Annotated in this window: 20 protein-coding genes; 7 read left to right on the top strand and 13 right to left on the bottom strand. The window is 30.0% G+C overall.

The window, feature by feature from the left end:
* Positions 1 to 5: 5 nt before the first annotated feature.
* Positions 6 to 2,381: a ribonucleoside-diphosphate reductase subunit alpha gene (locus tag L8X28_RS01410; RefSeq protein ID WP_263665312.1), complete on the bottom strand. Its 2,376-nt coding sequence runs from the start codon at positions 2,379 to 2,381 to the stop codon at positions 6 to 8.
* Between the two features lie 17 nt (positions 2,382 to 2,398).
* A complete protein-coding gene (gene purB, locus L8X28_RS01405; RefSeq protein WP_263665311.1) occupies positions 2,399 to 3,727 on the bottom strand; it encodes an adenylosuccinate lyase in 1,329 nt (442 codons plus the stop codon).
* Positions 3,728 to 3,806: 79 nt separating this feature from the next.
* On the opposite strand from purB, the gene L8X28_RS01400 reads away from it, so the two are divergent.
* Complete coding sequence (locus tag L8X28_RS01400; RefSeq protein ID WP_263665310.1) at positions 3,807 to 4,709, top strand: RluA family pseudouridine synthase; 903 nt, start codon at positions 3,807 to 3,809, stop codon at positions 4,707 to 4,709.
* On the opposite strand, the gene L8X28_RS01395 is transcribed toward L8X28_RS01400, so the two are convergent.
* Genes L8X28_RS01395 through L8X28_RS01380 form a run of 4 tightly spaced genes read right to left on the bottom strand, consistent with a single transcriptional unit; the run spans position 4,706 to position 7,434 of the window.
* A complete protein-coding gene (locus L8X28_RS01395) occupies positions 4,706 to 5,725 on the bottom strand; it encodes a radical SAM protein (protein ID WP_263665309.1) in 1,020 nt (339 codons plus the stop codon). The genes L8X28_RS01400 and L8X28_RS01395 overlap by 4 nt on opposite strands.
* Entirely contained in the window at positions 5,715 to 5,825 is a 111-nt protein-coding gene (locus L8X28_RS01390) for a hypothetical protein (RefSeq protein ID WP_087699086.1), read from the bottom strand. Before L8X28_RS01390 ends, L8X28_RS01395 begins: the two co-directional genes overlap by 11 nt.
* Positions 5,822 to 6,892 (bottom strand): 23S rRNA (adenine(2503)-C(2))-methyltransferase RlmN, encoded by a 1,071-nt coding sequence (gene rlmN / locus L8X28_RS01385; RefSeq protein ID WP_263665308.1) that lies wholly within the window; start codon positions 6,890 to 6,892, stop codon positions 5,822 to 5,824. The genes L8X28_RS01390 and rlmN overlap by 4 nt, the downstream gene beginning before the upstream one ends.
* A gap of 8 nt (positions 6,893 to 6,900) precedes the next feature.
* Positions 6,901 to 7,434 carry a purine-nucleoside phosphorylase gene (locus L8X28_RS01380; protein ID WP_263665307.1) on the bottom strand — a complete coding sequence of 178 codons (534 nt, stop codon included), beginning with the start codon at positions 7,432 to 7,434 and terminating at the stop codon, positions 6,901 to 6,903.
* Between the two features lie 90 nt (positions 7,435 to 7,524).
* Between L8X28_RS01380 and rsmA the strand changes: the two genes are divergently transcribed.
* The 5 genes from rsmA (at position 7,525) to prfA (ending at position 12,465) form a co-directional block, all read left to right on the top strand.
* On the top strand, positions 7,525 to 8,346 hold the full coding sequence (gene rsmA, locus L8X28_RS01375) for a 16S rRNA (adenine(1518)-N(6)/adenine(1519)-N(6))-dimethyltransferase RsmA (protein ID WP_263665306.1): 822 nt from the start codon (positions 7,525 to 7,527) through the stop codon (positions 8,344 to 8,346).
* Entirely contained in the window at positions 8,312 to 10,270 is a 1,959-nt protein-coding gene (locus L8X28_RS01370) for a ribonuclease J (protein WP_263665305.1), read from the top strand. The genes rsmA and L8X28_RS01370 overlap by 35 nt, the downstream gene beginning before the upstream one ends.
* 9 nt (positions 10,271 to 10,279) lie before the next feature.
* On the top strand, positions 10,280 to 11,041 hold the full coding sequence (locus tag L8X28_RS01365; RefSeq protein WP_133319094.1) for a pseudouridine synthase: 762 nt from the start codon (positions 10,280 to 10,282) through the stop codon (positions 11,039 to 11,041).
* 89 nt (positions 11,042 to 11,130) lie between these two features.
* Entirely contained in the window at positions 11,131 to 11,394 is a 264-nt protein-coding gene (rpsT, locus tag L8X28_RS01360) for a 30S ribosomal protein S20 (RefSeq protein ID WP_039617063.1), read from the top strand.
* Positions 11,395 to 11,397: 3 nt separating this feature from the next.
* Positions 11,398 to 12,465 carry a peptide chain release factor 1 gene (gene prfA, locus L8X28_RS01355; protein ID WP_133319093.1) on the top strand — a complete coding sequence of 356 codons (1,068 nt, stop codon included), beginning with the start codon at positions 11,398 to 11,400 and terminating at the stop codon, positions 12,463 to 12,465.
* Between the two features lie 8 nt (positions 12,466 to 12,473).
* Here prfA and L8X28_RS01350 read toward each other — a convergent pair whose 3' ends face one another.
* The 3 genes from L8X28_RS01350 to L8X28_RS01340 form a co-directional block, all read right to left on the bottom strand.
* Complete coding sequence (locus tag L8X28_RS01350) at positions 12,474 to 13,052, bottom strand: lytic transglycosylase domain-containing protein (RefSeq protein ID WP_133319092.1); 579 nt, start codon at positions 13,050 to 13,052, stop codon at positions 12,474 to 12,476.
* 68 nt (positions 13,053 to 13,120) lie between these two features.
* Complete coding sequence (gene recJ, locus L8X28_RS01345) at positions 13,121 to 14,692, bottom strand: single-stranded-DNA-specific exonuclease RecJ (RefSeq protein WP_263659219.1); 1,572 nt, start codon at positions 14,690 to 14,692, stop codon at positions 13,121 to 13,123.
* The gene (locus L8X28_RS01340; protein ID WP_263661397.1) at positions 14,682 to 16,319 is read right to left on the bottom strand and encodes a CTP synthase; all 1,638 of its coding nucleotides are present in this window, start codon (positions 16,317 to 16,319) and stop codon (positions 14,682 to 14,684) included. Before L8X28_RS01340 ends, recJ begins: the two co-directional genes overlap by 11 nt.
* Before the next feature lie 100 nt (positions 16,320 to 16,419).
* Between L8X28_RS01340 and thyX the strand changes: the two genes are divergently transcribed.
* Complete coding sequence (gene thyX / locus L8X28_RS01335) at positions 16,420 to 17,052, top strand: FAD-dependent thymidylate synthase (RefSeq protein WP_214098040.1); 633 nt, start codon at positions 16,420 to 16,422, stop codon at positions 17,050 to 17,052.
* A gap of 14 nt (positions 17,053 to 17,066) precedes the next feature.
* Here thyX and L8X28_RS01330 read toward each other — a convergent pair whose 3' ends face one another.
* Genes L8X28_RS01330 through L8X28_RS01315 form a run of 4 tightly spaced genes read right to left on the bottom strand, consistent with a single transcriptional unit; the run spans position 17,067 to position 19,171 of the window.
* The gene (locus L8X28_RS01330) at positions 17,067 to 17,276 is read right to left on the bottom strand and encodes an alkylphosphonate utilization protein (protein WP_133319089.1); all 210 of its coding nucleotides are present in this window, start codon (positions 17,274 to 17,276) and stop codon (positions 17,067 to 17,069) included.
* A gap of 9 nt (positions 17,277 to 17,285) precedes the next feature.
* The gene (locus L8X28_RS01325; RefSeq protein WP_263665304.1) at positions 17,286 to 17,933 is read right to left on the bottom strand and encodes a porin family protein; all 648 of its coding nucleotides are present in this window, start codon (positions 17,931 to 17,933) and stop codon (positions 17,286 to 17,288) included.
* Between the two features lie 52 nt (positions 17,934 to 17,985).
* Positions 17,986 to 18,372, bottom strand: a complete 387-nt coding sequence (gene queF / locus L8X28_RS01320; protein WP_039617048.1) for a preQ(1) synthase — start codon at positions 18,370 to 18,372, stop codon at positions 17,986 to 17,988.
* Between the two features lie 46 nt (positions 18,373 to 18,418).
* Complete coding sequence (locus L8X28_RS01315) at positions 18,419 to 19,171, bottom strand: urease accessory protein UreD (protein ID WP_263661886.1); 753 nt, start codon at positions 19,169 to 19,171, stop codon at positions 18,419 to 18,421.
* Position 19,172 lies beyond the last annotated feature (1 nt).

The raw sequence follows: 19,172 nt of genomic DNA, 5'->3' as shown, positions 1-19,172 counted from the left end.
CATTTTTATTGACAACCTTCACATTCTATAGTTCTATCAACCACATCATCATTTACTTTTTGACTATCAGGGCTTTCGCTTCTTAGATAGTAAGTTGATTTAACACCTAATTCCCAAGCAAGTTGATAAATTTCATTTAAATATCCACCGCTTGCTTTATCTAAAGAAACAAAGATATTTAATGATTGACCTTGATCAATCCATTTACCACGAATCGCTGCTGCTTTTACTAAGATTTTTTGATCAAGCTCATAAGCAGGAGTATAATACTGCCAAGTATTAGCGCTTAAATTTGGCACCACAGTTGGTATCATACCACTTAAGTTTTGCTCAAACCATTTTCTTTTATATACAGGCTCAATTGTTTGAGTAGTACCCACTAAAATCGAGATAGAAGAAGTTGGCGCTATAGCCATTAAATAACCATTTCTTATGCCATCTCTTTTTAGTTTTTCTCTTAATTTTTCCCAATCACACTCGCTTTGATCAAACAAACCTTCACTTGCGGTAAGTTTTTTAGCATTTTCATTTGCCACATCAATTGGTACTATACCTTTACTCCAATTTGATCCTTCAAAGTCAGGATAACTTCCTTTTTCTAAGGCCAAATTTGAGCTAGCTAAAATCGCCTCATAGCTAATCATCTCCATAATACGATCAATTTTTTCAAAATGCTCATTAGAACCCCAATAAATTTGAGCTTCAGCCAGCATTTGCGCTTCACCCATTACACCAAGTCCTATAGCGCGTGATTTTAAGTTGGTATTTTTAACCTTTACATGGGGATAAAAATTCAAATCAATCACATTATCAAGCATTCTTATTGCCGTTGGCACTACTCTTTGGATGTCTTCTTTGGTGTTGATTTTACTTAAGTTTATACTTGCAAGATTACAAACTGCGGTTTTTCCTTCGTTTTTATATTTTTCTACTATATAAACTTTTTTACCATTAATACTATCTAAAGTAGAAACTTTCTTAGCAAGCTTTTTATACCCTCCATCTATTGCAAGCTCTTCATCCTCATCCAAATGAAGCTCTGTTTTATCATCAAATACGATTTTGATTTGATAATAATTTGGATCTGTATTTTGAAAAATTTCTGTACATAAATTTGAACTTCTTATAATTCCTGCGTGGGAATTTGGATTTGTTTTGTTTGCACTATCTTTAAAACATAAAAATGGCATACCTGTTTCAAAATAAGATAAAAGTATTTTTTTCCAAAGCTCTTTTGCATCTATAATTTCTTTAGCTATGCTTTCATCTTTTTCAAATTCTTCGTATTTTTTCTCAAATTCTTCACCATATAAATCACATAAACTTGCAGTATCAGCAGGATCAAAAAGCGTCCATTTACCATTTGTCCTTACTCTTTTCATAAATAAATCATTAATCCACAAAGCAGGGAAAAGTTCATGCGCTCTTCTTCTTTCTTCGCCAGAATTTTTACGCAAATCTAAAAAGTCATTAATATCCATATGCCAAGGTTCGATATATACAGCAATCGCCCCTTTTCTAGTACCAAGTTGATCAACAGCAACGGCTATATCATTAGTGATTTTTAAAAATGGTATGATCCCGCCTGCTGCGTTTTTATGCCCATCTATACTTCCACCCATAGCACGCACCTTGGACCAATCCCAACCTATACCACCGCCAAATTTAGATAAGAGTGCCATTTCTTGATAGGAATCAAAAATCCCTTCTATATTATCAGGTGTGCTTCCTATATAACATGAGCTTAATTGGTGTCTTGTAGTTCTTGCATTTGAAAGGGTTGGAGTTGCAAGCATTACTTCAAAAGTCGAGATCAAATCATAAAATTTTTTAGCCCAAGTTTGAGAATCTAATTCATTTTGTGCTAAAAACATCGCAATAGCCATAAACATTTGTTGTGGTAATTCTATAGGCATACCTTTAGAATCTTTAATCAAATACCTATCATATAAAGTTTTTATACCAAGATAAGTAAATTGCAAATCACGCTCTGGCTTGATATAAGCATTAAGATCATCTAAATCATATTTTTCTTTTAAGCCGATTAAAATTCTACCTTCTTTTTCGCCTTTTTCAAGGTATTCTTTTAAATGCTTATACCCATTATAACCACTTACTTTTTTATATAAATCATACAAAAACAATCTTGCAGCAACAAAGGTCCAATTAGGTCTATCAATATCTATTTTATCTACTGCTGTTTTTATAAGAGTTTGTTGGATTTCTTCTGTTGTTATACCATCACGAAATTGAATTTTTGCATCTACTTCAAGCTCACTTTGACTTACATTTTCTAAATTTGCCACCGCGTCGGTAGTATATTTTTTAATCTTAGAAACATCTAACTCTTCAGTTCTTCCATTTCTTTTTAATACTTTCACTCACAACCCCTAGTTTATTATTTAAAAGTTCTTTCAAAAATTTTATCTACATTTTTAGTATAGTAGTTATAATCAAAGCAATTTCTAATATCTGCTTCACTTAAAGAATTTTTCAAATCCTCATCAGCTAATAAAGCTAATAAAAACAAACTCTCGCCTTTTTCATTTAAAGCAGGCTTACCATTTTGTAAATCAGCCCAAACTTTCATAGCATTTCTTTGAACAATCTTGTAAGCTTCTTCTCTGCTTATACCTTTAAATGGAAGTTCAAGCAATACTCTTTGAGAAAATACAAGCCCTCCGGTTAAATTTAAATTTTTCATCATATTTTCTGGATATACCAAAAGCTTTTCTATCACACCGCATAATCTTGAAAGCATAAAATCAGTCGTGATAAAAGCATCAGGTAATACAAATCTTTCTACACTAGAATGTGATATATCTCTTTCATGCCACAATGCTACATTTTCTAAAGCAGGTGTTACATAAGCTCTTATCATCCTGCAAAGACCGGTAATATTTTCACTCAAAACAGGATTTCTTTTATGAGGCATAGCTGAACTTCCTTTTTGTCCTTGAGAAAAATATTCTTCAGCTTCATATACTTCTGTTCTTTGAAAATGGCGGATAGCAACAGCAATTTGCTCACAACTTGAAGCTAAAATAGCTAAAGCCGAGATAACTTGTGCGTAACGATCTCTTTGTATAACTTGGTTTGAAACTGGTGCTGGTTTAAGATCTAAATTTTTACAAACTTCTTCTTCAAATTCAAGTGGAGCATGAGCAAAATTTCCCATAGCACCGCTGATTTTTCCATAGCTAATCACTTCTTTTGCATGAATGATTAAATCTTTTGCATGAACTAGCGAATCATACCAAATAGCCAAAACCAAACCAAAAGTTATAGGCTCTCCATGAATTCCATGGCTTCTTCCTACCATTAAGGTATTTTTATGCTCATATGCTCTTGTTTTAATCGCTGCTAAAACTTGATCTAAATCTTGCAAGATTAATTCTAAACTATCTTTAATCTGCAAAGCAACTGCAGTATCAATACAATCTGAACTTGTCATCGCATAATGCACAAAACGACTTTCCTCACCCAAACTTTCACTTACACTAGTTAAAAAAGCGATAACATCATGTTTGGTAGTTTTTTCTATCTCATCTATTCTTGCTATATCAAATTTTGCATTTTTTATAATTTTTTCACAATCATCGTCTTTAATAAGACCAAGTTTATTCCACGCTTTCACAGCAGCTAATTCCACTTTTAACCACGCCTCATATTTTGCTTGCATGTACCATTTTTTAGCCATGATTTCTCTGCTATATCTTTCAACCATTTTCAAGACCTTTTTTTATATAATTTTTTATGAAAAAATAGCTTGAATTTTATTATAAATTACCTAAGAAAGTTATTAAATGGCATATATAAAAAAGAAACTAGCAAATAATGGAAAAAAGGCATTTAGACTACTTATAGATGAGTTAAAAATTTCTATGCGTGAAGCACAAAAACTCATTGATAAAAAAAGACTATTTTGTGATGGAAATTTGGTAGAAGAAAAAAACAAATTTTTAGATGGTCTAGTAGAATTAATCATATATGAAAATAATCCCAAAGGATTAGAAATAGTTTATGAAAATGAAGATTTTGCTGTAGTAGAAAAACCAAGCGGGGTGCTAACTCATCCTAATGGACGCAATTGTACTTATAGTCTTTGTGATGAAATTTGGCATTTATGGGGTGAAAAAGCTTGCGTGGCTCATAGATTAGATAAAGAAACAAGCGGGCTTTTGCTCATAGCTAAACATAAAAATGCACAAATTGAGTTAAAAACCATGTTTGAAAAAAGATTAGTGCAAAAAAGCTATCTTGTTCTAGTAAAAGGAAAAACTAAAAAAGAATTTATAGTAGATAAAAGCATGGATTTAGCTAAAGACTACGATGCAGTAAAAACTAGAATGCATATTTGTGAAAATGGTAAAGAAGCCTTAACGCAATTTTATACTTTAGAATATTTTGAAAATTTAGATGCTAGTTTAGTTTTAGCTAAACCTCTAACAGGAAGACAACACCAAATAAGACTACATTTGTTTCATGTGAAACATAAAATTTTAGGTGAACCTTTATATGGTTTAGAAAAAACACAAATAGAGCAAATATTAGATGGAAAAATGAGTGGTATAAAAAGAGCTCAAATTACAGGTGCTAAAAGATTGCTTTTACACTCTTTTAGCTTAGAATTTACATATAAAAATCAAAATTTTTTGATACAATCTCAAAAAGATACAAAAGACGAGTTTTTGAAAAATTTATCTTAATCTTTTTCTAATTTTAAAACCTTATCAGTTTGGATTGCAACTGCAATTTGCTTAGCTGGCTCACCATAATCTCTACAATAATCACAAGATTTATAAAAATCTTGAGAATAAAATTCAAAAAATCTTTCTTTAGAATTCTCTAAATTTAAAAAATCGCCATTAAATTCTTCAAGTCCTTTTAAACGTGATAAAGAACTTGATATAGGGCAAACAAAAACAGCTCCTTTAGGTGCTAATTGTTTATTTTCTAAGCCCTCAGATGTCATCAAACTTACACATGGCATTTGACAATTACGATAATTTTTGATTATATCTTCTTTACTTCTACCGCGTTTATAAATTTTTTCAGGATCACTCCAAGTAGAATTTTCGCCACTAGAGTCCATAGAAAATGAAATTTTATTTTCTTTTAATTTTCTTAGAATGCTTTCTTGTTTTAGTGGAATTTTTAAATTTGGTGATCTTTTGTAATCTGAAATCGTAATTTTTCTAACCTTATTAGATTTTTTTAACTTTTTCATCAATTCATCTTTAAAATCAATGGTTGCATTAGTAACTAAAGAAAAAGTTAGTATTTTCTTTTGAGTATCTAAATAATCAATCAATTGTGGTAAATCTTTAAACAACAAAGGCTCTCCACCTATAATTCTAACCCTTGCGATAGAATCTACTTTAGATAAAAGTAGATCTAATGATTCTATAATACCCTCTAAAGTACAGGTATATTGATTTGATGGTGAAAAATACTGCATTAAATTGTTACATGATTCACAACGCAAAGTACATCTTGTAGTTAAAACTAATTCTAAATAAGGAATATCCACCTTACCTTCTAAAACCCTCTTTTCAAAGTATTTTTTCAAATAAAATTTTTTCATCAAAGCAGCATAAGGAACTTTAAAAATTCTAGCAATTCCTCTTTTACCATTTAAATGAGAAAAATACCAAGAAATATTTGGCTTTATATATCTATTTTGAAATAATTGATTTTCTAACAATTGTTTTTTATCTATCATTATTTTTCCCTTCATTTTTTAATACATAAATAATCCCACCAAGTCCTATGATCACTACTATGCTTATAAAAATAAGTTGGGCTATATCTAAAAAAGTCATTGTTTACTCTGCCTTTCTTTAAGCTGTCCGCATGCAGCTGAAATATCAAGTCCTTTACTTTCCCTTATCGTACAAGTAACACCTTTTGCGCTTAAATAATCTTGAATTTTAACCGCATTTTCAACACTTGGTCTTTTATATAAACTTCCTTCGTGTGGATTAAAAAGTATTAAATTTACTTTGGCTTTTATACCATTTAAGAGCTTGACTAGTTCTTTTGCATGTTCTATTTTATCATTTATCCCATCAATTAAAAGGTATTCAAACATCACTCTTTTACGCTGATCTATAGGAAAATTTCTCACCGCTTCCATAATGCTTGCTATATTATAAGCTTTATTAATGGGCATTAATTCACTTCTAAGTTCATCATTTACAGCATGGAGTGAAATAGCCAAAAGCACACCTAAATTCATTTCTCCAAGCTCTTTAATTTGCTTTGCTAAACCACTTGTGCTTATAGTTTGTCTTCTAGGGCTTATCGCTAAAGCATCATTATCAGCTAAAATTTTAACTGCCTTAGAAACATTTTTAAGATTATCCAAAGGCTCTCCCATACCCATATAGACTATATTAACCCTTCTTTCATAAGGAATATGATTATGTTTTTTGATCCATAAAATTTGTCCTACTATTTCTCCTGCAGTCAAATTTCTTTTCAAACCGCCTTTAGCAGTCAGACAAAAACTGCACCCACTTTTACACCCCACTTGAGAGGAAACACAAATAGTATATCTTGCATGTTTGATGATTTTTCCATTTTCATCTACAAGCTCTTCTTTCATAGGTAGCAAAACAGCTTCTATTTTTTTACTATCTAAAAGCTCAAAAAGATATTTAATACTCCCATCCTTGCTTTTTTCATCTTTCACACATTTTAAAGGTGAAAAATGAAAATTTTCTTGCAAAAACACCCTAAAGTCTTTTGGTAAAGATGACATTTGTAAAAAATCATCTGCATATTTTTTATATACCCATTCAAAAATTTGCTTTGCTCTAAATTTTGGCTGGACTAAATTTTCTAATTCTTCTTTAGTAAAATCTAATATATTTTTTAATTCACTCAATTTTTTTCCTATATAAGTTTCTTATCTAACAAAAAATCTTTTAATAATTCTTTTGCTTCTTGATGATTTTTTAAAAAATCTTCATGTGCAAATTCATTACAAAAATTTGTAGCACATAAATAACAAATTCCTTCTATTCCTTGCATTTTTGCACAAGAAAGCACAGCGTATGCCTCCATATTTTCTATATGTACGCCTTTTTTAAAAAATTCTTGAGCAATATTTTCATCTTTGCAAATATAATTTGAAGAATTAATCATAGTTTCATGTGAAACATTTAATCTAATCTCATTTGCTATAGGTGTATAAAAACTATCAAATAAATCTGCGTATTCTAAATTTGTAGCATTAGAACTTTCATAAATGTCTAAAATTTTTCCTTCTTGGTAAATTCCACATGTACCTATAAAAATCACTCTATCTGTTTTTACTTGACTTAAAATTTTACCTAGAGAAAAAGCAGAATTAACTAAGCCTACACCTATACTTTGTGCAAATTTAAAATCCTCATTTCCTCCTGCACACACTATAAGATTTTTCAAAAATTAACCTTTATAAAAAATAATTCAAATTTTATCTAATTAGCGCTTAAAATAATGCTATAATTAATATTTTTTAGATAAAATAAATTTATGATAAAAGCAAAAAAACATTTTGGGCAAAATTTTTTATATGATAAAAGCGTGGTAGATAAAATCATCCAAGCCATACCCAAAGATACTAAAAATATAGTTGAGATTGGGCCTGGCTTAGGTGATTTAACGCAAGAACTTTTGAAAATTCCACAAGCTCATATTAGAGCTTATGAGATTGATAAAGATTTGATTCCTATTTTAAATAAAAAATTTCAAAATGAGATTGAAGGTGGAAATTTTGAGCTTATTCATCAAAATGCAAGTGATGCTTTTGATCAAGGAAGTTTAAGTGATAAAGAGTACTTTTTAGTAGCAAATTTACCATATTATATTGCTACAAATTTGATTTTAAAAGCCCTAGAAGATCAAAATTGCCTTGGGCTTATAGTAATGGTGCAAAAAGAAGTGGCACAGAAATTTTGTGCAAATGAAAAAGAAAGTAATTTTTCGGCCTTAGGGGTGCTTTGTGCATTAATATGCCAAAGACAAATGCTTTTTGATATACAGCCACAAAGCTTTAATCCTCCACCAAAAGTTACTTCAGCTGTAATGAAGTTAATAAAAACTACTCATTATCAGCAAAAATGTGAAAATATAGAAGCTTTTAAAGAATTTCTTAGAGCTTGTTTTCAAAATCCTAGAAAACAACTCTTATCTAATTTTAAAAATAAAAAAGAAAAAATTCTAAAAGCATTTGAAGCACTAGACATCTCTTCTACCTCAAGAGCTCATGAAATTAGCGTTGATTCATACCTTAAAATTTATGACTATTTAAAGGATGACTATGAGCGAAGAAAACAAAACTCAAGAACAAAATAAAACTAAAAGATTTAATAAATTTAGAAACAAAAGAAAAAAAGATTCACAAAATCAAGAGCAAAATAGCGAAATTAAAAATGAAACAAAAGTAGAAAATACTCAAACTGAAGCTAGCGAAGAAAAAAAGAAAAAGAAAAAAAATAGAAATTTACCATCTAAATTAAGCGGTAATGAAGAATGGCAAATAGAACTTGCCAAAAGTATAGAAGCTAATAAAATCATGCACGAGCTAAGACTTCACCCTTTAAAACACAACAACTCAAGCGAACATAAAATTCGTATTACACCTTTGGGCGGGCTTGGGGAAATCGGTGGAAATATCACTGTTTTTGAAACTAACAATGATGCAATTATCATTGATATAGGTATGAGTTTTCCAGATGGAACTATGCATGGAGTAGATATTATCATACCTGATTTTGACTATGTAAGAAAGATTAAAAACAAAATTCGTGCTATCATCATCACTCATGCTCATGAAGATCACATTGGTGCTGTGCCGTATTTTTTCAAAGAATTTCAATTTCCTATCTACGCAACACCTTTAGCACTAGGTATGATTTCAAATAAATTTGAAGAGCATGGTTTAAAGGCTGAGCGTAAATGGTTTAGACCTATAACAAAAAGACAAATTTATGAAATAGGTGAATTTAATTTAGAATGGATTCACATAACCCACTCTATCATCGATGCTTGTGCTTTGGCTATTAAAACTAAAGCAGGAACCATCATACACACTGGCGATTTTAAAATAGATCAAACACCAATTGATGGCTATCCAACGGATTTAAGTCGTTTAGCTCAATATGGCGAAGAAGGCGTACTTTGTCTTTTAAGTGATAGTACAAACTCATATAAAGAAGGTTATACAAAAAGTGAAAGCTCCGTAGGACCTACTTTTGATCAAATTTTTGCCAAAACTAAAGGCAGGGTAATCATGAGCACCTTTAGCTCTAATATCCACCGCGTATATCAAGCTATTAGTTATGGTTTAAAATACGGCAGAAAAGTGTGTGTTATAGGGCGTTCTATGGAAAGAAATCTCTATACTACTATGGAACTTGGCTATATCAAACTTGATAGGAAAATTTTCATTGACGCTGATGAAGTAAGCAAATACAAAGACAACGAAGTACTAATTGTCACTACAGGAAGTCAAGGTGAGACCATGAGTGCTTTATACAGAATGGCAACTGATGAGCATAAATTTATCAAAATCAAACCTAGCGATCAAGTTATCATTTCAGCTAAAGCAATACCAGGTAATGAAGCAAATGTTTCTGCTGTACTTGATTTTCTTTTAAAAGCAGGAGCTAAAGTAGCTTATCAAGAATTTAGTGAAATTCATGTAAGCGGACATGCTAGTATAGAAGAACAAAAACTCATGCTAACTTTAGTAAAACCTAAATTTTTCTTACCAGTGCATGGAGAGTATAATCATATCAATAAACATAAAGAAACTGCTCTAAAATGTGGTATACCTGAAAGAAACATCTACTTAATGAGTGATGGGGATCAAGTAGAGCTTTGTCAAAAATACATCAAACGTGTAAAAACAGTTAAAACAGGAAAAGTCTTTGTGGATAATCAAATCAACAAACAAATCGCAGATGATGTGGTAATTGATAGACAAAAACTAGCAGATAGCGGTATAGTTGTCATCATCGCCCAGCTTGATAAAGCAAGTAAAACACTAATTAATAAACCAAGAGTATTTAGTTATGGCTTGGTAGCTGATAAACAAGATGGAGCATTCTCAAAAGAAATGAGTGATGTTTTAAGTCAATTTTTCCCAAATGTAAAAGATGAAATTTTAGATAATCCAAAAGTTTTAGAAGCTCAAATTAGACAAGTACTAAGAAAGCATATTTTTAGAAAAATCAAAAAATATCCAACCATAGTACCAACTATTTTTGTGATGTAAAGTAAAATTATGAGAATTAATAAATTCATCTCACACAATAGCAAATATTCTCGCCGTGAAGCTGATGAGCTAATCAAGCAAGGCTTAGTAAAAATCAATAAAAAAACAGCCTTGCTCAGTGATAGTGTAAATACTGAAGATAAAGTTTTTATCAATGGTAAAAAACTCCATAAAAAAACACAATTTTCAGTCATCATTTATCATAAACAAAAAGGTGAAATAGTTAGCAAAAAAGATGATAGAGGTAGAAAAACCATCTATCATACTTTACCAAAACAGTTTAGCACTTGGCTTAGCGTAGGAAGGCTTGACTTTGCAAGTGAGGGATTACTTTTACTAACTGATTCACCTGTAATAGCAGATGCACTTATGCATAGTGATTTAGAAAGAGAATATTACTTAAAAGTAAAAGGTAATATAGATAAAAATGTCATCGAAGCTATGCAAAATGGCTTAGAAATTCAAAATGAAAAAAAAGGGGCTCACGCCAAAACTAAAATAACCTCAATGAGTTTTGCTCCATTTTTAGGCTTTGAAATTTTTGGTTCAAGCGGAGGCTATACGAAACTAAAAGTAATCATTAATGAAGGTAAAAATAGGGAGCTAAGACGCTTTTTTGGACATTTTGATTTAGAAGTGATGGATCTTAAAAGAGTGGCATTTGGAGCATTAGATCTTGGTATGTTAAAAGCTGGCAAATATCGTTATTTGGAAAATGGCGAGTATGAAAAACTGCGCGATTTTTTAAAAATAAATGATATTAGGTATTAAAATTAATACTTTAAAAATACTTAAATTAATTAAAATTTAATTTTAATTTTGTATAATTAGCAATTTAATTTATATAAAAAAGGAAAATTATGGCAAACCATAAATCTGCTGAAAAAAGAGCAAGACAAACTATCAAAAGAACTGAAAGAAATAGATTTTATAGAACAAGATTAAAAAACATTACAAAAGCGGTTCGCGAAGCAGCGGCAAATAACGATAAAGAAGCTGCACAAAATGCATTAAAAGTAGCTAATAAAAGCATTCACGCTATGGTAAGTCGCGGATTTTTGAAAAAACAAACTGCATCACGCCGTGTTAGCAGATTAGCATTATTGGTAAACAAATTAGCATAATTAATGTTAGCTGATAAACTCAAACCTTTTTTAGCACGCTTTGATGAGTTAAATACTCTTCTTAGTGATGTTAATATCTCTAATGATATTTCTAAAATGACAGCTCTATCTAAAGAGCAAAAAAATTTAGAACCCATAGTAGAAAAAGCAAAAGAATATCTCAAAACCTTAGATGATATAGAAGAAAATAAACTTCTTTTATCTGATCCTGAACTAGGTGAACTTGCAAAAGAAGAACTTAAAAATCTCGAAGTTTTAAAGCCACAACTTGAAGAAAAATTAAAAATTCTCTTATTACCTAAAGATCCAAACGATGATAAGAATATCTTTTTAGAAATTCGTGCAGGTACAGGTGGCGATGAAGCTTCTTTATTTGTTGGGGATTTAGTAAAAGCTTATATACGCTATGCTGAAAATCGTGATTATAAATACGAAATAGTCAGCTCAAGTGAAGGTAGCGTAGGTGGATTTAAAGAAATCATCATTCTTATCAAAGGAAATGGAGCTTATTCAAGGCTAAAATACGAAGGTGGCACGCATAGGGTTCAAAGAGTACCTGAAACAGAATCTCAAGGTAGAGTTCATACTTCAGCTATTACAGTGGCTATTATGCCTGAAGTTGATGATGTTGAAATTCAAATCAATCCAAATGATTTAAAAATCGATGTAATGCGTAGTAGCGGTCATGGTGGTCAAAGCGTAAATACCACAGATAGTGCTGTAAGAATCACTCACATTCCAACAGGTATAGTTGTAGTAAATCAAGATGGTAAAAGCCAACATAAAAACAAAGAAAGTGCCATGAAAGTCTTAAAGGCAAGACTTTTTGAAATGCAAGAACAAGAACGCTTAGCTAAAGAAAGCCAAGCAAGAAAATCACAAGTTGGAAGTGGCGATAGAAGCGAACGCATACGCACTTATAATTTCCCTCAAAATAGAATTAGTGATCATAGAATAAATCTTACTTTATATAGACTTGATGCGATTTTAGAAGGTGGACTTTTTGATGAAATCATCGAGCCATTAATCGCTTATTATCAAGCAGAGGCTTTAAAACAAGAAAATTTATAATTCTTGTTTTAATTATTGCTTGCTAATAAAATTCTATATTGTTCTTTATCAACATTTATCAAAAGCGAAACTAATTTAAAAGCTCTAAATTTTTCCATTACAAAAAGATCTTTACTATCTTTTAAAACTATAGCAACTAAATTTTTCATTACTTTATCAAGCCAAATATTTTTATATTTATCATTTGCTGAATGATATCTTCCAATAGCATTCCAATTAAACCCGTATCGTTGTATAATTTCATAAAGTAATCTTGCTGCTATGTCTATATTTGCACTAACTTTTACAATCTCTTTTTCGCTAACACCATAACGCTTTAAATGAATGCTATTAATTTGCATTAAACCATAATCTCTTGTTTGATTTTTATTTCTACCAATGATATTATGTTCATAAGCTGCATTCTCTGTCAAAGCTATGGCTTTAAGTAATGCCATGGGTATATTATACTTTCTAGCCGCGATTTTAAAATCTTTATCATATTTATAAAAATTTTCAGGTATATAAATATCACCTATAAAAATTTTTGTATCAAAAGCAAAAGTAAAATTAAAAAATATTGCTAATAATAAAATCCTTTTTAACATTTTACTCCTTTATAGTACTTATGCTATAGCAAATTTATAAATAAAAATTATGCAAATAAGTTAATAAATTATCTAAGAATTTCTTTTATAGTAAGTTGAGGGGTGATTAATCCTCTAAAATTATTTTTAGAAATACTAGCTATAAAATCAATATTTTCACCAATTTCTGGCTCATAGTCAAAATTAAAAAATAAAGCTTCTAAAGTCTTATTTCCTTGTGTTAAAATAAGTTTTATATGATTTTCATCTTTACCAAGTCTTTTTTTGTTTTTTACAAAAAGCTTATCAAATTTAAAATATGGCCTTGGGTTTTTATGCCCAAAAGGTTCAAAAAATTCCAATATCTCTAAAAGTTCAAAATCAACTTCATTTGGATCAATACTACCTAAAACCTCATCAGTATTGTAAAAATCATCTTTAGGGATATTTTGACAAATTTCATAAAGCTTATTTTTAAAAATACCAAATTTTTCAAGCTCGACTAAAACTCCAGCTGCACCTTTATGTCCACCATAGCTTAAAACAAATTCTTTAGCTTGTTCTATAACATTTAAAATATCTATCCTACCCACGCTTCTAACGCTAGCTTTAGCCTTTTGCTCACATTCTGAAAAAACAAAGGCAGGCTTGTTAAAATGCTTTGCTAAACGACTTGCAACTATACCCAAAACACCCTCATGCCAATTTTGGCCATTGACAATAATCACAGGATCATTTTCATCAACTTGTTCTAAACATTGTTTAAAAAGCTCGCGCTCTTCATCTTTACGGCTATTATTATAAGTAATGATTTGTTCTAAATAACCCATAACCTCATTAATATTTTTAGAATGCAAAAATTTATAAGAAATAATCGCATCATCCATTCTACCTGCACTATTAATCAAAGGTGCAATTAAAAAACTAATATTATCAAGCTCAAATTTATCCTTACCAAAATACTGTTTGATAGCTTTAAATGCAACTCGTTTTGAATCATTAATACACTCTATGCCTTTTCTAACTAAGGCTCTATTTAAATCTCTAAGCTCCATCATATCTGCGATAATTGCGATAGATAAAAGCTCTATAAATTTACACATATTATAATTAATCTTACATACTTCTTTTATAGCAGCAACTAAATACCAAGCCACTTGAGCACCACAAATTTCAATATCAGGAAATTCACAATCTTGTTGTTTAGGATTAATGATCGCATAAGCTTTTGGTAAAGTAGCTGGAGGCATATGATGATCGGTAATGATTAAATCAATTCCTTTTTGTAAACAAAGCTCTGCTGCATCAAAAGCTGCTATACCATTATCTACAGTGATGATTAAATCTACCCCATTAAGTTCATTGATGATTTCTTCATTTAGACCATATCCATCTTTAAAACGATTTGGAATTTTTACCACATAGTCATATCCGATATCATCAAAAAATTCAGATAAAATCACACAAGAAATCACCCCATCTACATCATAATCTCCAACAATAGCAAGCTTTTGATTTTTTTCAATCGCTTCTTTAATACGCAAAGCACCCTTATAGACATCTTTTAAACAAGATGGCATAGGTAAATCACAAAGCTTTACATGTGTATCGTTGATAAAACGCTGGTGTAAAATTTCTTTTATTTTGGCTTTATTTAGCATGATTTGTTAAAGATGCCTTGATAAAAGAAAAAATAGCCGGATTAACCCTAACTAAGCGTGAAGTAAATTCAGGGTGAAACTGCACTGCTAAGAAAAATGGATGATCTTTAAGCTCTACAGCCTCAACTAAACCTTCATTTTCCCCGCTTATAATAAGCCCATTTTTTTCAAACATTTCTTTGTATTTTGGATTAGCTTCATAGCGGTGGCGGTGGCGTTCTTTTACGCTTTTTTGATTATCATAAACCTTACTTAAAAGTGTATTTGGCTTGATATGACACTCATAAGCTCCAAGACGCATAGTTCCACCAAGTGGAGTTTTACTTGTTCTAATTTGCTTTTCTCCACTTGCGTCAATAAATTCATCAATCAAAAAGATGATAGGATTTTTACAATTTGGATTGAATTCATGAGAATTTGCATCTTCTAGTTTTAAAACATTGCGTGCAAATTCCACTAAAGAAAGCTGCATACCCAAACAAATTCCTAAAAATGGAATTTTATTTTCTCTTGCATATTGTATGGCTTTGATTTTTCCTTCTACTCCACGGTAGCCAAAACCACCTGCTACTAAAATCCCATTTACATCTTTAAAGCTTTCTTCGACATTTGCATTTTCTAATTTTTCACTATCAATCCATTTTAAATTTACTCTTGCATCAAGTGCTGCACCTGCATGGATAATGGCCTCTGTTAAGCTTTTATAGCTTTCTTTTAAATCTACATATTTTCCTACAAAAGCAATGCTAAGTTCATTACTTGGAGCGATGACTCTTTTTACTAAAGAATCCCATTCGTTCATATTTGGCTTTAAATTTTGAAGATCTAATAAACTTGCAATAGAATTTAAAATATCTTGTTTTAAAAAATTTAGTGGAATTTGATAAATACTAGCTGCATCCACACTTTCTATAACGCAGTTTTTTTCAACTCCGCATGAAATTGCGATTTTGTCTTTTAACTCTCTATCTAAAGATTTTTCACTTCTGCAAATGATCATATCAGGGCTTATACCTATACGGCGTAATTCTCCCACACTATGTTGAGTTGGTTTTGTTTTAAGTTCTCCTGCTGCTTTGATAAATGGCACTAAAGTCAAGTGAATATTAATAGCATTGTATTTACCCACTTCAAGTTTTAAAGCTCTAATAGCTTCTAAAAATGGTAAGCCTTCTATATCTCCTACCGTGCCACCTATTTCAACAATTAAAATATCTTTATCAACTCCAGCTTTTTTAATACGATCTTTTATCTCATCAACTATATGAGGGATTACTTGTATAGTTTTTCCTAAGTAATCTCCTCTTCTTTCTTTTTCTATAACACTTTGATAAACTCTTCCTGTGGTAAAGTTATTATCTTGAGTTAAATTCTCATTTAAAAATCTCTCATAATGTCCTAAGTCTAAATCTGTCTCAGCTCCATCTTCAGTTACAAAAACTTCCCCATGCTCCAAAGGACTCATCGTGCCAGGATCTACATTAATATAAGGATCTGCTTTTAAAATACTTACTTTTAAACCTGAATTTTTTAAAATAGTAGCAATAGATGCTGCTGCTATACCTTTTCCTAATGAGCTTAAAACACCACCGGTTACAAAAATATACTTAGTTTGTTTTAATTTCATAAAATAACCTTAATTTCTTTTTTTAAAATTATAACGAATAAAAAATTTTATTTTTATAAACATTTGTGTAAAATTCAATTATTTTTGAAGGAAATTTTCGATGAAAATCACATTATTAAATCATACTCCACTTTCTGTATGCTCTCATGCAACAAGAACATGTTGGCAAAGTTTTGACAAAGGTGATTGTGGTGGTGAGAAAGACAAAGAATTAATCGATCGAGTGGGAAATAAATTCAAACATGCTTCAACCTTAGAGCATTTAAACTATACTTTTTATATACAAGGTATTTCAAGAGCATGCTTACAAGAAGTTGCAAGACACCGCCACACTAGTCCTAGTGTAAAAAGCACAAGATATACTTTAAAAGAACTAAGAAATGAAAGCGAATTTAAAGAAAATGACTTTGAAAATGCTAAAAGATACTTAGTATTAACCGGAAATGAAGTAGTAGATAATGCAAGTATCAAAGCTTTAGAAAATCTGCGTTTGATTTTGCAAAATAGCATTAGTTTAGATATAGCAAAATACTGCTTACCAGAAAGTTATAAAACAGAATTAACTTTAACAATTAATGCAAGAAGTTTGCAAAATTTTATCACTCTAAGAAGCTCAAAATCAGCCCTTTGGGAGATAAGACAACTCGCAAATGCTTTATTTGAAAACTTGCCTGAGGAACATCAATTTATTTTTAAACATTGTGTTTATCAAGAAGAAAATTCCCAAAATTAATTGGGAATTTTTACTTATATTTTTTTAAGAAATTCAGTTTTCAAAACAATCACACCAAATTTATCTACTTTAGCTTCAATTTCAGTGTCTTTGTTTGTAAGCTTAATATTTTTTATAGTTGTTCCGCGCTTTAAAGTAGTGCTTGCACCTTTTACCTTTAAATCTTTCACAACACTTACACTATCACCTGTATTAAGCTCAGTTCCATTTGCATCTTTTGGCATATATTCTCCTTAGAATTTATAAGTATATCCTAGATATAAACCATAATTTGTTTGTTTAGGATCGTAAAAGTTTGAACCTACCATATTTTGATAAAAATTTCTTGTATTATAATGAGTTTGCTCGGCTTTAAAACCAAACTCAATTTCATTTGCTTGATTTAACTCATATAAAGCACCGATTTTTGCTCCATAAGTATAACCATCAAAATCTTGAGATAATGATAAAAAGCTTGTTTTTAAAGTAATATCCGTTCTTGCATAGCCACCATATACACCTAAAACAGCTCTTGTTTTTTCAAAGATTTTTGGAGTAAAATCATAACCAAGCAAAAACTTATGTGTAGTAAATTCTCCATCAATTTTTAATCTTGTGGTATTGATTACATCACTAAATTCGCTTGAATAATTATAAGCACCATAAATTCTATGATTTTCACTAAAACGATAACCAACTCTTAAACCAAAAACAGGAACATTACCTTCTAAATCACCATTATATTTAATGTTTTGTGTTTTTCTATGATCAAGATCAGATTTTACCTTAGTATGAAACCATCCTGCATCAATACCTAATAATATTCCTGAATTTTCATCAGCTAAAGCTAAATTTGAAACCAAAGCAACACTTGCAACTAAACTAAATAATTTTAATTTCATATTTTCCTCCTTAAAATAAGACTTAATATATCCTTTTATTTTTAATAAAAACTTAATTTTGTGGTACCACTAAATCAGATCTACACTCAATCACGGTATGAACATTACCACGAGGGTTAAAATCACCTACTACTTTTATCCATTTTGGATCAAGTTTTTCTTTTAAAGTATTATAAATTTCATTAATACTTGCTTCATGTGAAACATTTCTATACATAAAGGTATTAATATAAAGTTTGATTGCTTTAAGTTCTACTACTAATTTATTTGGAATGTATTCTAAGTAAATTGTAGCAAAATCAGGATACCCACTACGCGGACAACAACACATAAATTCAGGTAAAGTGATTTTAATCACATAATCATTTTTGGCATCATTTGGCCAAACTTCCATATTTTCTACACTAAATTCTTTGATTTCTTTTTCACCATATCGCATTTATAATCCTTAGTTTGTTTTTAAAACTTTATAATACCACAATATTTTATATTTTATTTTGACAAAATTTAAAAAGCTTATCTTGAAGTAAAAGTAATTTTTCACTTTCATTACTAAGAATTTTTATACACAAACCCTCATAAAAAAGTTGATTTATATCGTCAAATGAAGCTTTTAATTCTTCATAAAACTCATCATATCCAAAAAGATAAATACTCAAATAATGCGTATAATTTGCAAAAAAATTTAAATCATTTTCTTTCATATAAGAAGGATTGATTTTAATTTTATCATTTAAAATTAAAGTATCATTTCTATAAATTTGAGTTAAACTCTCATAATTTTTAAAAGCAAATTTTTCATCCATAGCCACTCTACCAAAAATAACAAAATCAACATAAACTAATCTTGAAAAAGAAGCTAGATTAATCTTTGTATTTTGTATAAAATTTGCATTTTCTTGAAGCAAAAGTGGCTTTGGCATATAAAAAAAGCTTGCATTTTCTTCAAGAGTAAAATCAATATTTTTACTCGCAAAAGAATCTTTAGTATCATATACCTTTTCATAACTTTGTGTGAGTATAGCGGTGTTTGTACTTTTCTTACATATGATTTCAAAACTTAAATGATCCTCTTTAAAAATTCCAGCACTAGAGTTTAAAACATATATACTAGTTAATTTTTTATCATAAAAATTCCTCATAAGTTTAAAAGGAGGAGTAAAAAAAGAATTTTTTATGATAGTTTTTTCATTGATAGTATCTAATGTAAGTTTAAAAACACTCTTTTGAGCAAACAAA

This window comes from Campylobacter sp. CNRCH_2016_0050h, assembly GCF_025772605.1.
Classification (GTDB): domain Bacteria; phylum Campylobacterota; class Campylobacteria; order Campylobacterales; family Campylobacteraceae; genus Campylobacter_D; species Campylobacter_D lari_D.
Note: the sequence above shows the minus strand (reverse complement) of the source record. Positions and strands in the feature narration are given on the sequence as shown.

Bases quoted from the DNA above. Each gene is read 5' to 3' on its own strand.
- recJ (WP_263659219.1), bottom strand. From the start codon at position 14,692: ATGCTAAATAAAGCCAAAATAAAAGAAATTTTACACCAGCGTTTTATC.
- rsmA (WP_263665306.1), top strand. From the start codon at position 7,525: ATGATAAAAGCAAAAAAACATTTTGGGCAAAATTTTTTATATGATAAA.
- L8X28_RS01395 (WP_263665309.1), bottom strand. From the start codon at position 5,725: ATGATAGATAAAAAACAATTGTTAGAAAATCAATTATTTCAAAATAGA.
- queF (WP_039617048.1), bottom strand. From the start codon at position 18,372: ATGCGATATGGTGAAAAAGAAATCAAAGAATTTAGTGTAGAAAATATG.
- rpsT (WP_039617063.1), top strand. From the start codon at position 11,131: ATGGCAAACCATAAATCTGCTGAAAAAAGAGCAAGACAAACTATCAAA.
- L8X28_RS01390 (WP_087699086.1), bottom strand. From the start codon at position 5,825: ATGACTTTTTTAGATATAGCCCAACTTATTTTTATAAGCATAGTAGTG.
- thyX (WP_214098040.1), top strand. From the start codon at position 16,420: ATGAAAATCACATTATTAAATCATACTCCACTTTCTGTATGCTCTCAT.
- L8X28_RS01325 (WP_263665304.1), bottom strand. From the start codon at position 17,933: ATGAAATTAAAATTATTTAGTTTAGTTGCAAGTGTTGCTTTGGTTTCA.
- L8X28_RS01350 (WP_133319092.1), bottom strand. From the start codon at position 13,052: ATGTTAAAAAGGATTTTATTATTAGCAATATTTTTTAATTTTACTTTT.
- L8X28_RS01400 (WP_263665310.1), top strand. From the start codon at position 3,807: ATGGCATATATAAAAAAGAAACTAGCAAATAATGGAAAAAAGGCATTT.
- L8X28_RS01370 (WP_263665305.1), top strand. From the start codon at position 8,312: ATGAGCGAAGAAAACAAAACTCAAGAACAAAATAAAACTAAAAGATTT.
- L8X28_RS01340 (WP_263661397.1), bottom strand. From the start codon at position 16,319: ATGAAATTAAAACAAACTAAGTATATTTTTGTAACCGGTGGTGTTTTA.
- L8X28_RS01365 (WP_133319094.1), top strand. From the start codon at position 10,280: ATGAGAATTAATAAATTCATCTCACACAATAGCAAATATTCTCGCCGT.
- purB (WP_263665311.1), bottom strand. From the start codon at position 3,727: ATGGTTGAAAGATATAGCAGAGAAATCATGGCTAAAAAATGGTACATG.
- L8X28_RS01330 (WP_133319089.1), bottom strand. From the start codon at position 17,276: ATGCCAAAAGATGCAAATGGAACTGAGCTTAATACAGGTGATAGTGTA.
- prfA (WP_133319093.1), top strand. From the start codon at position 11,398: ATGTTAGCTGATAAACTCAAACCTTTTTTAGCACGCTTTGATGAGTTA.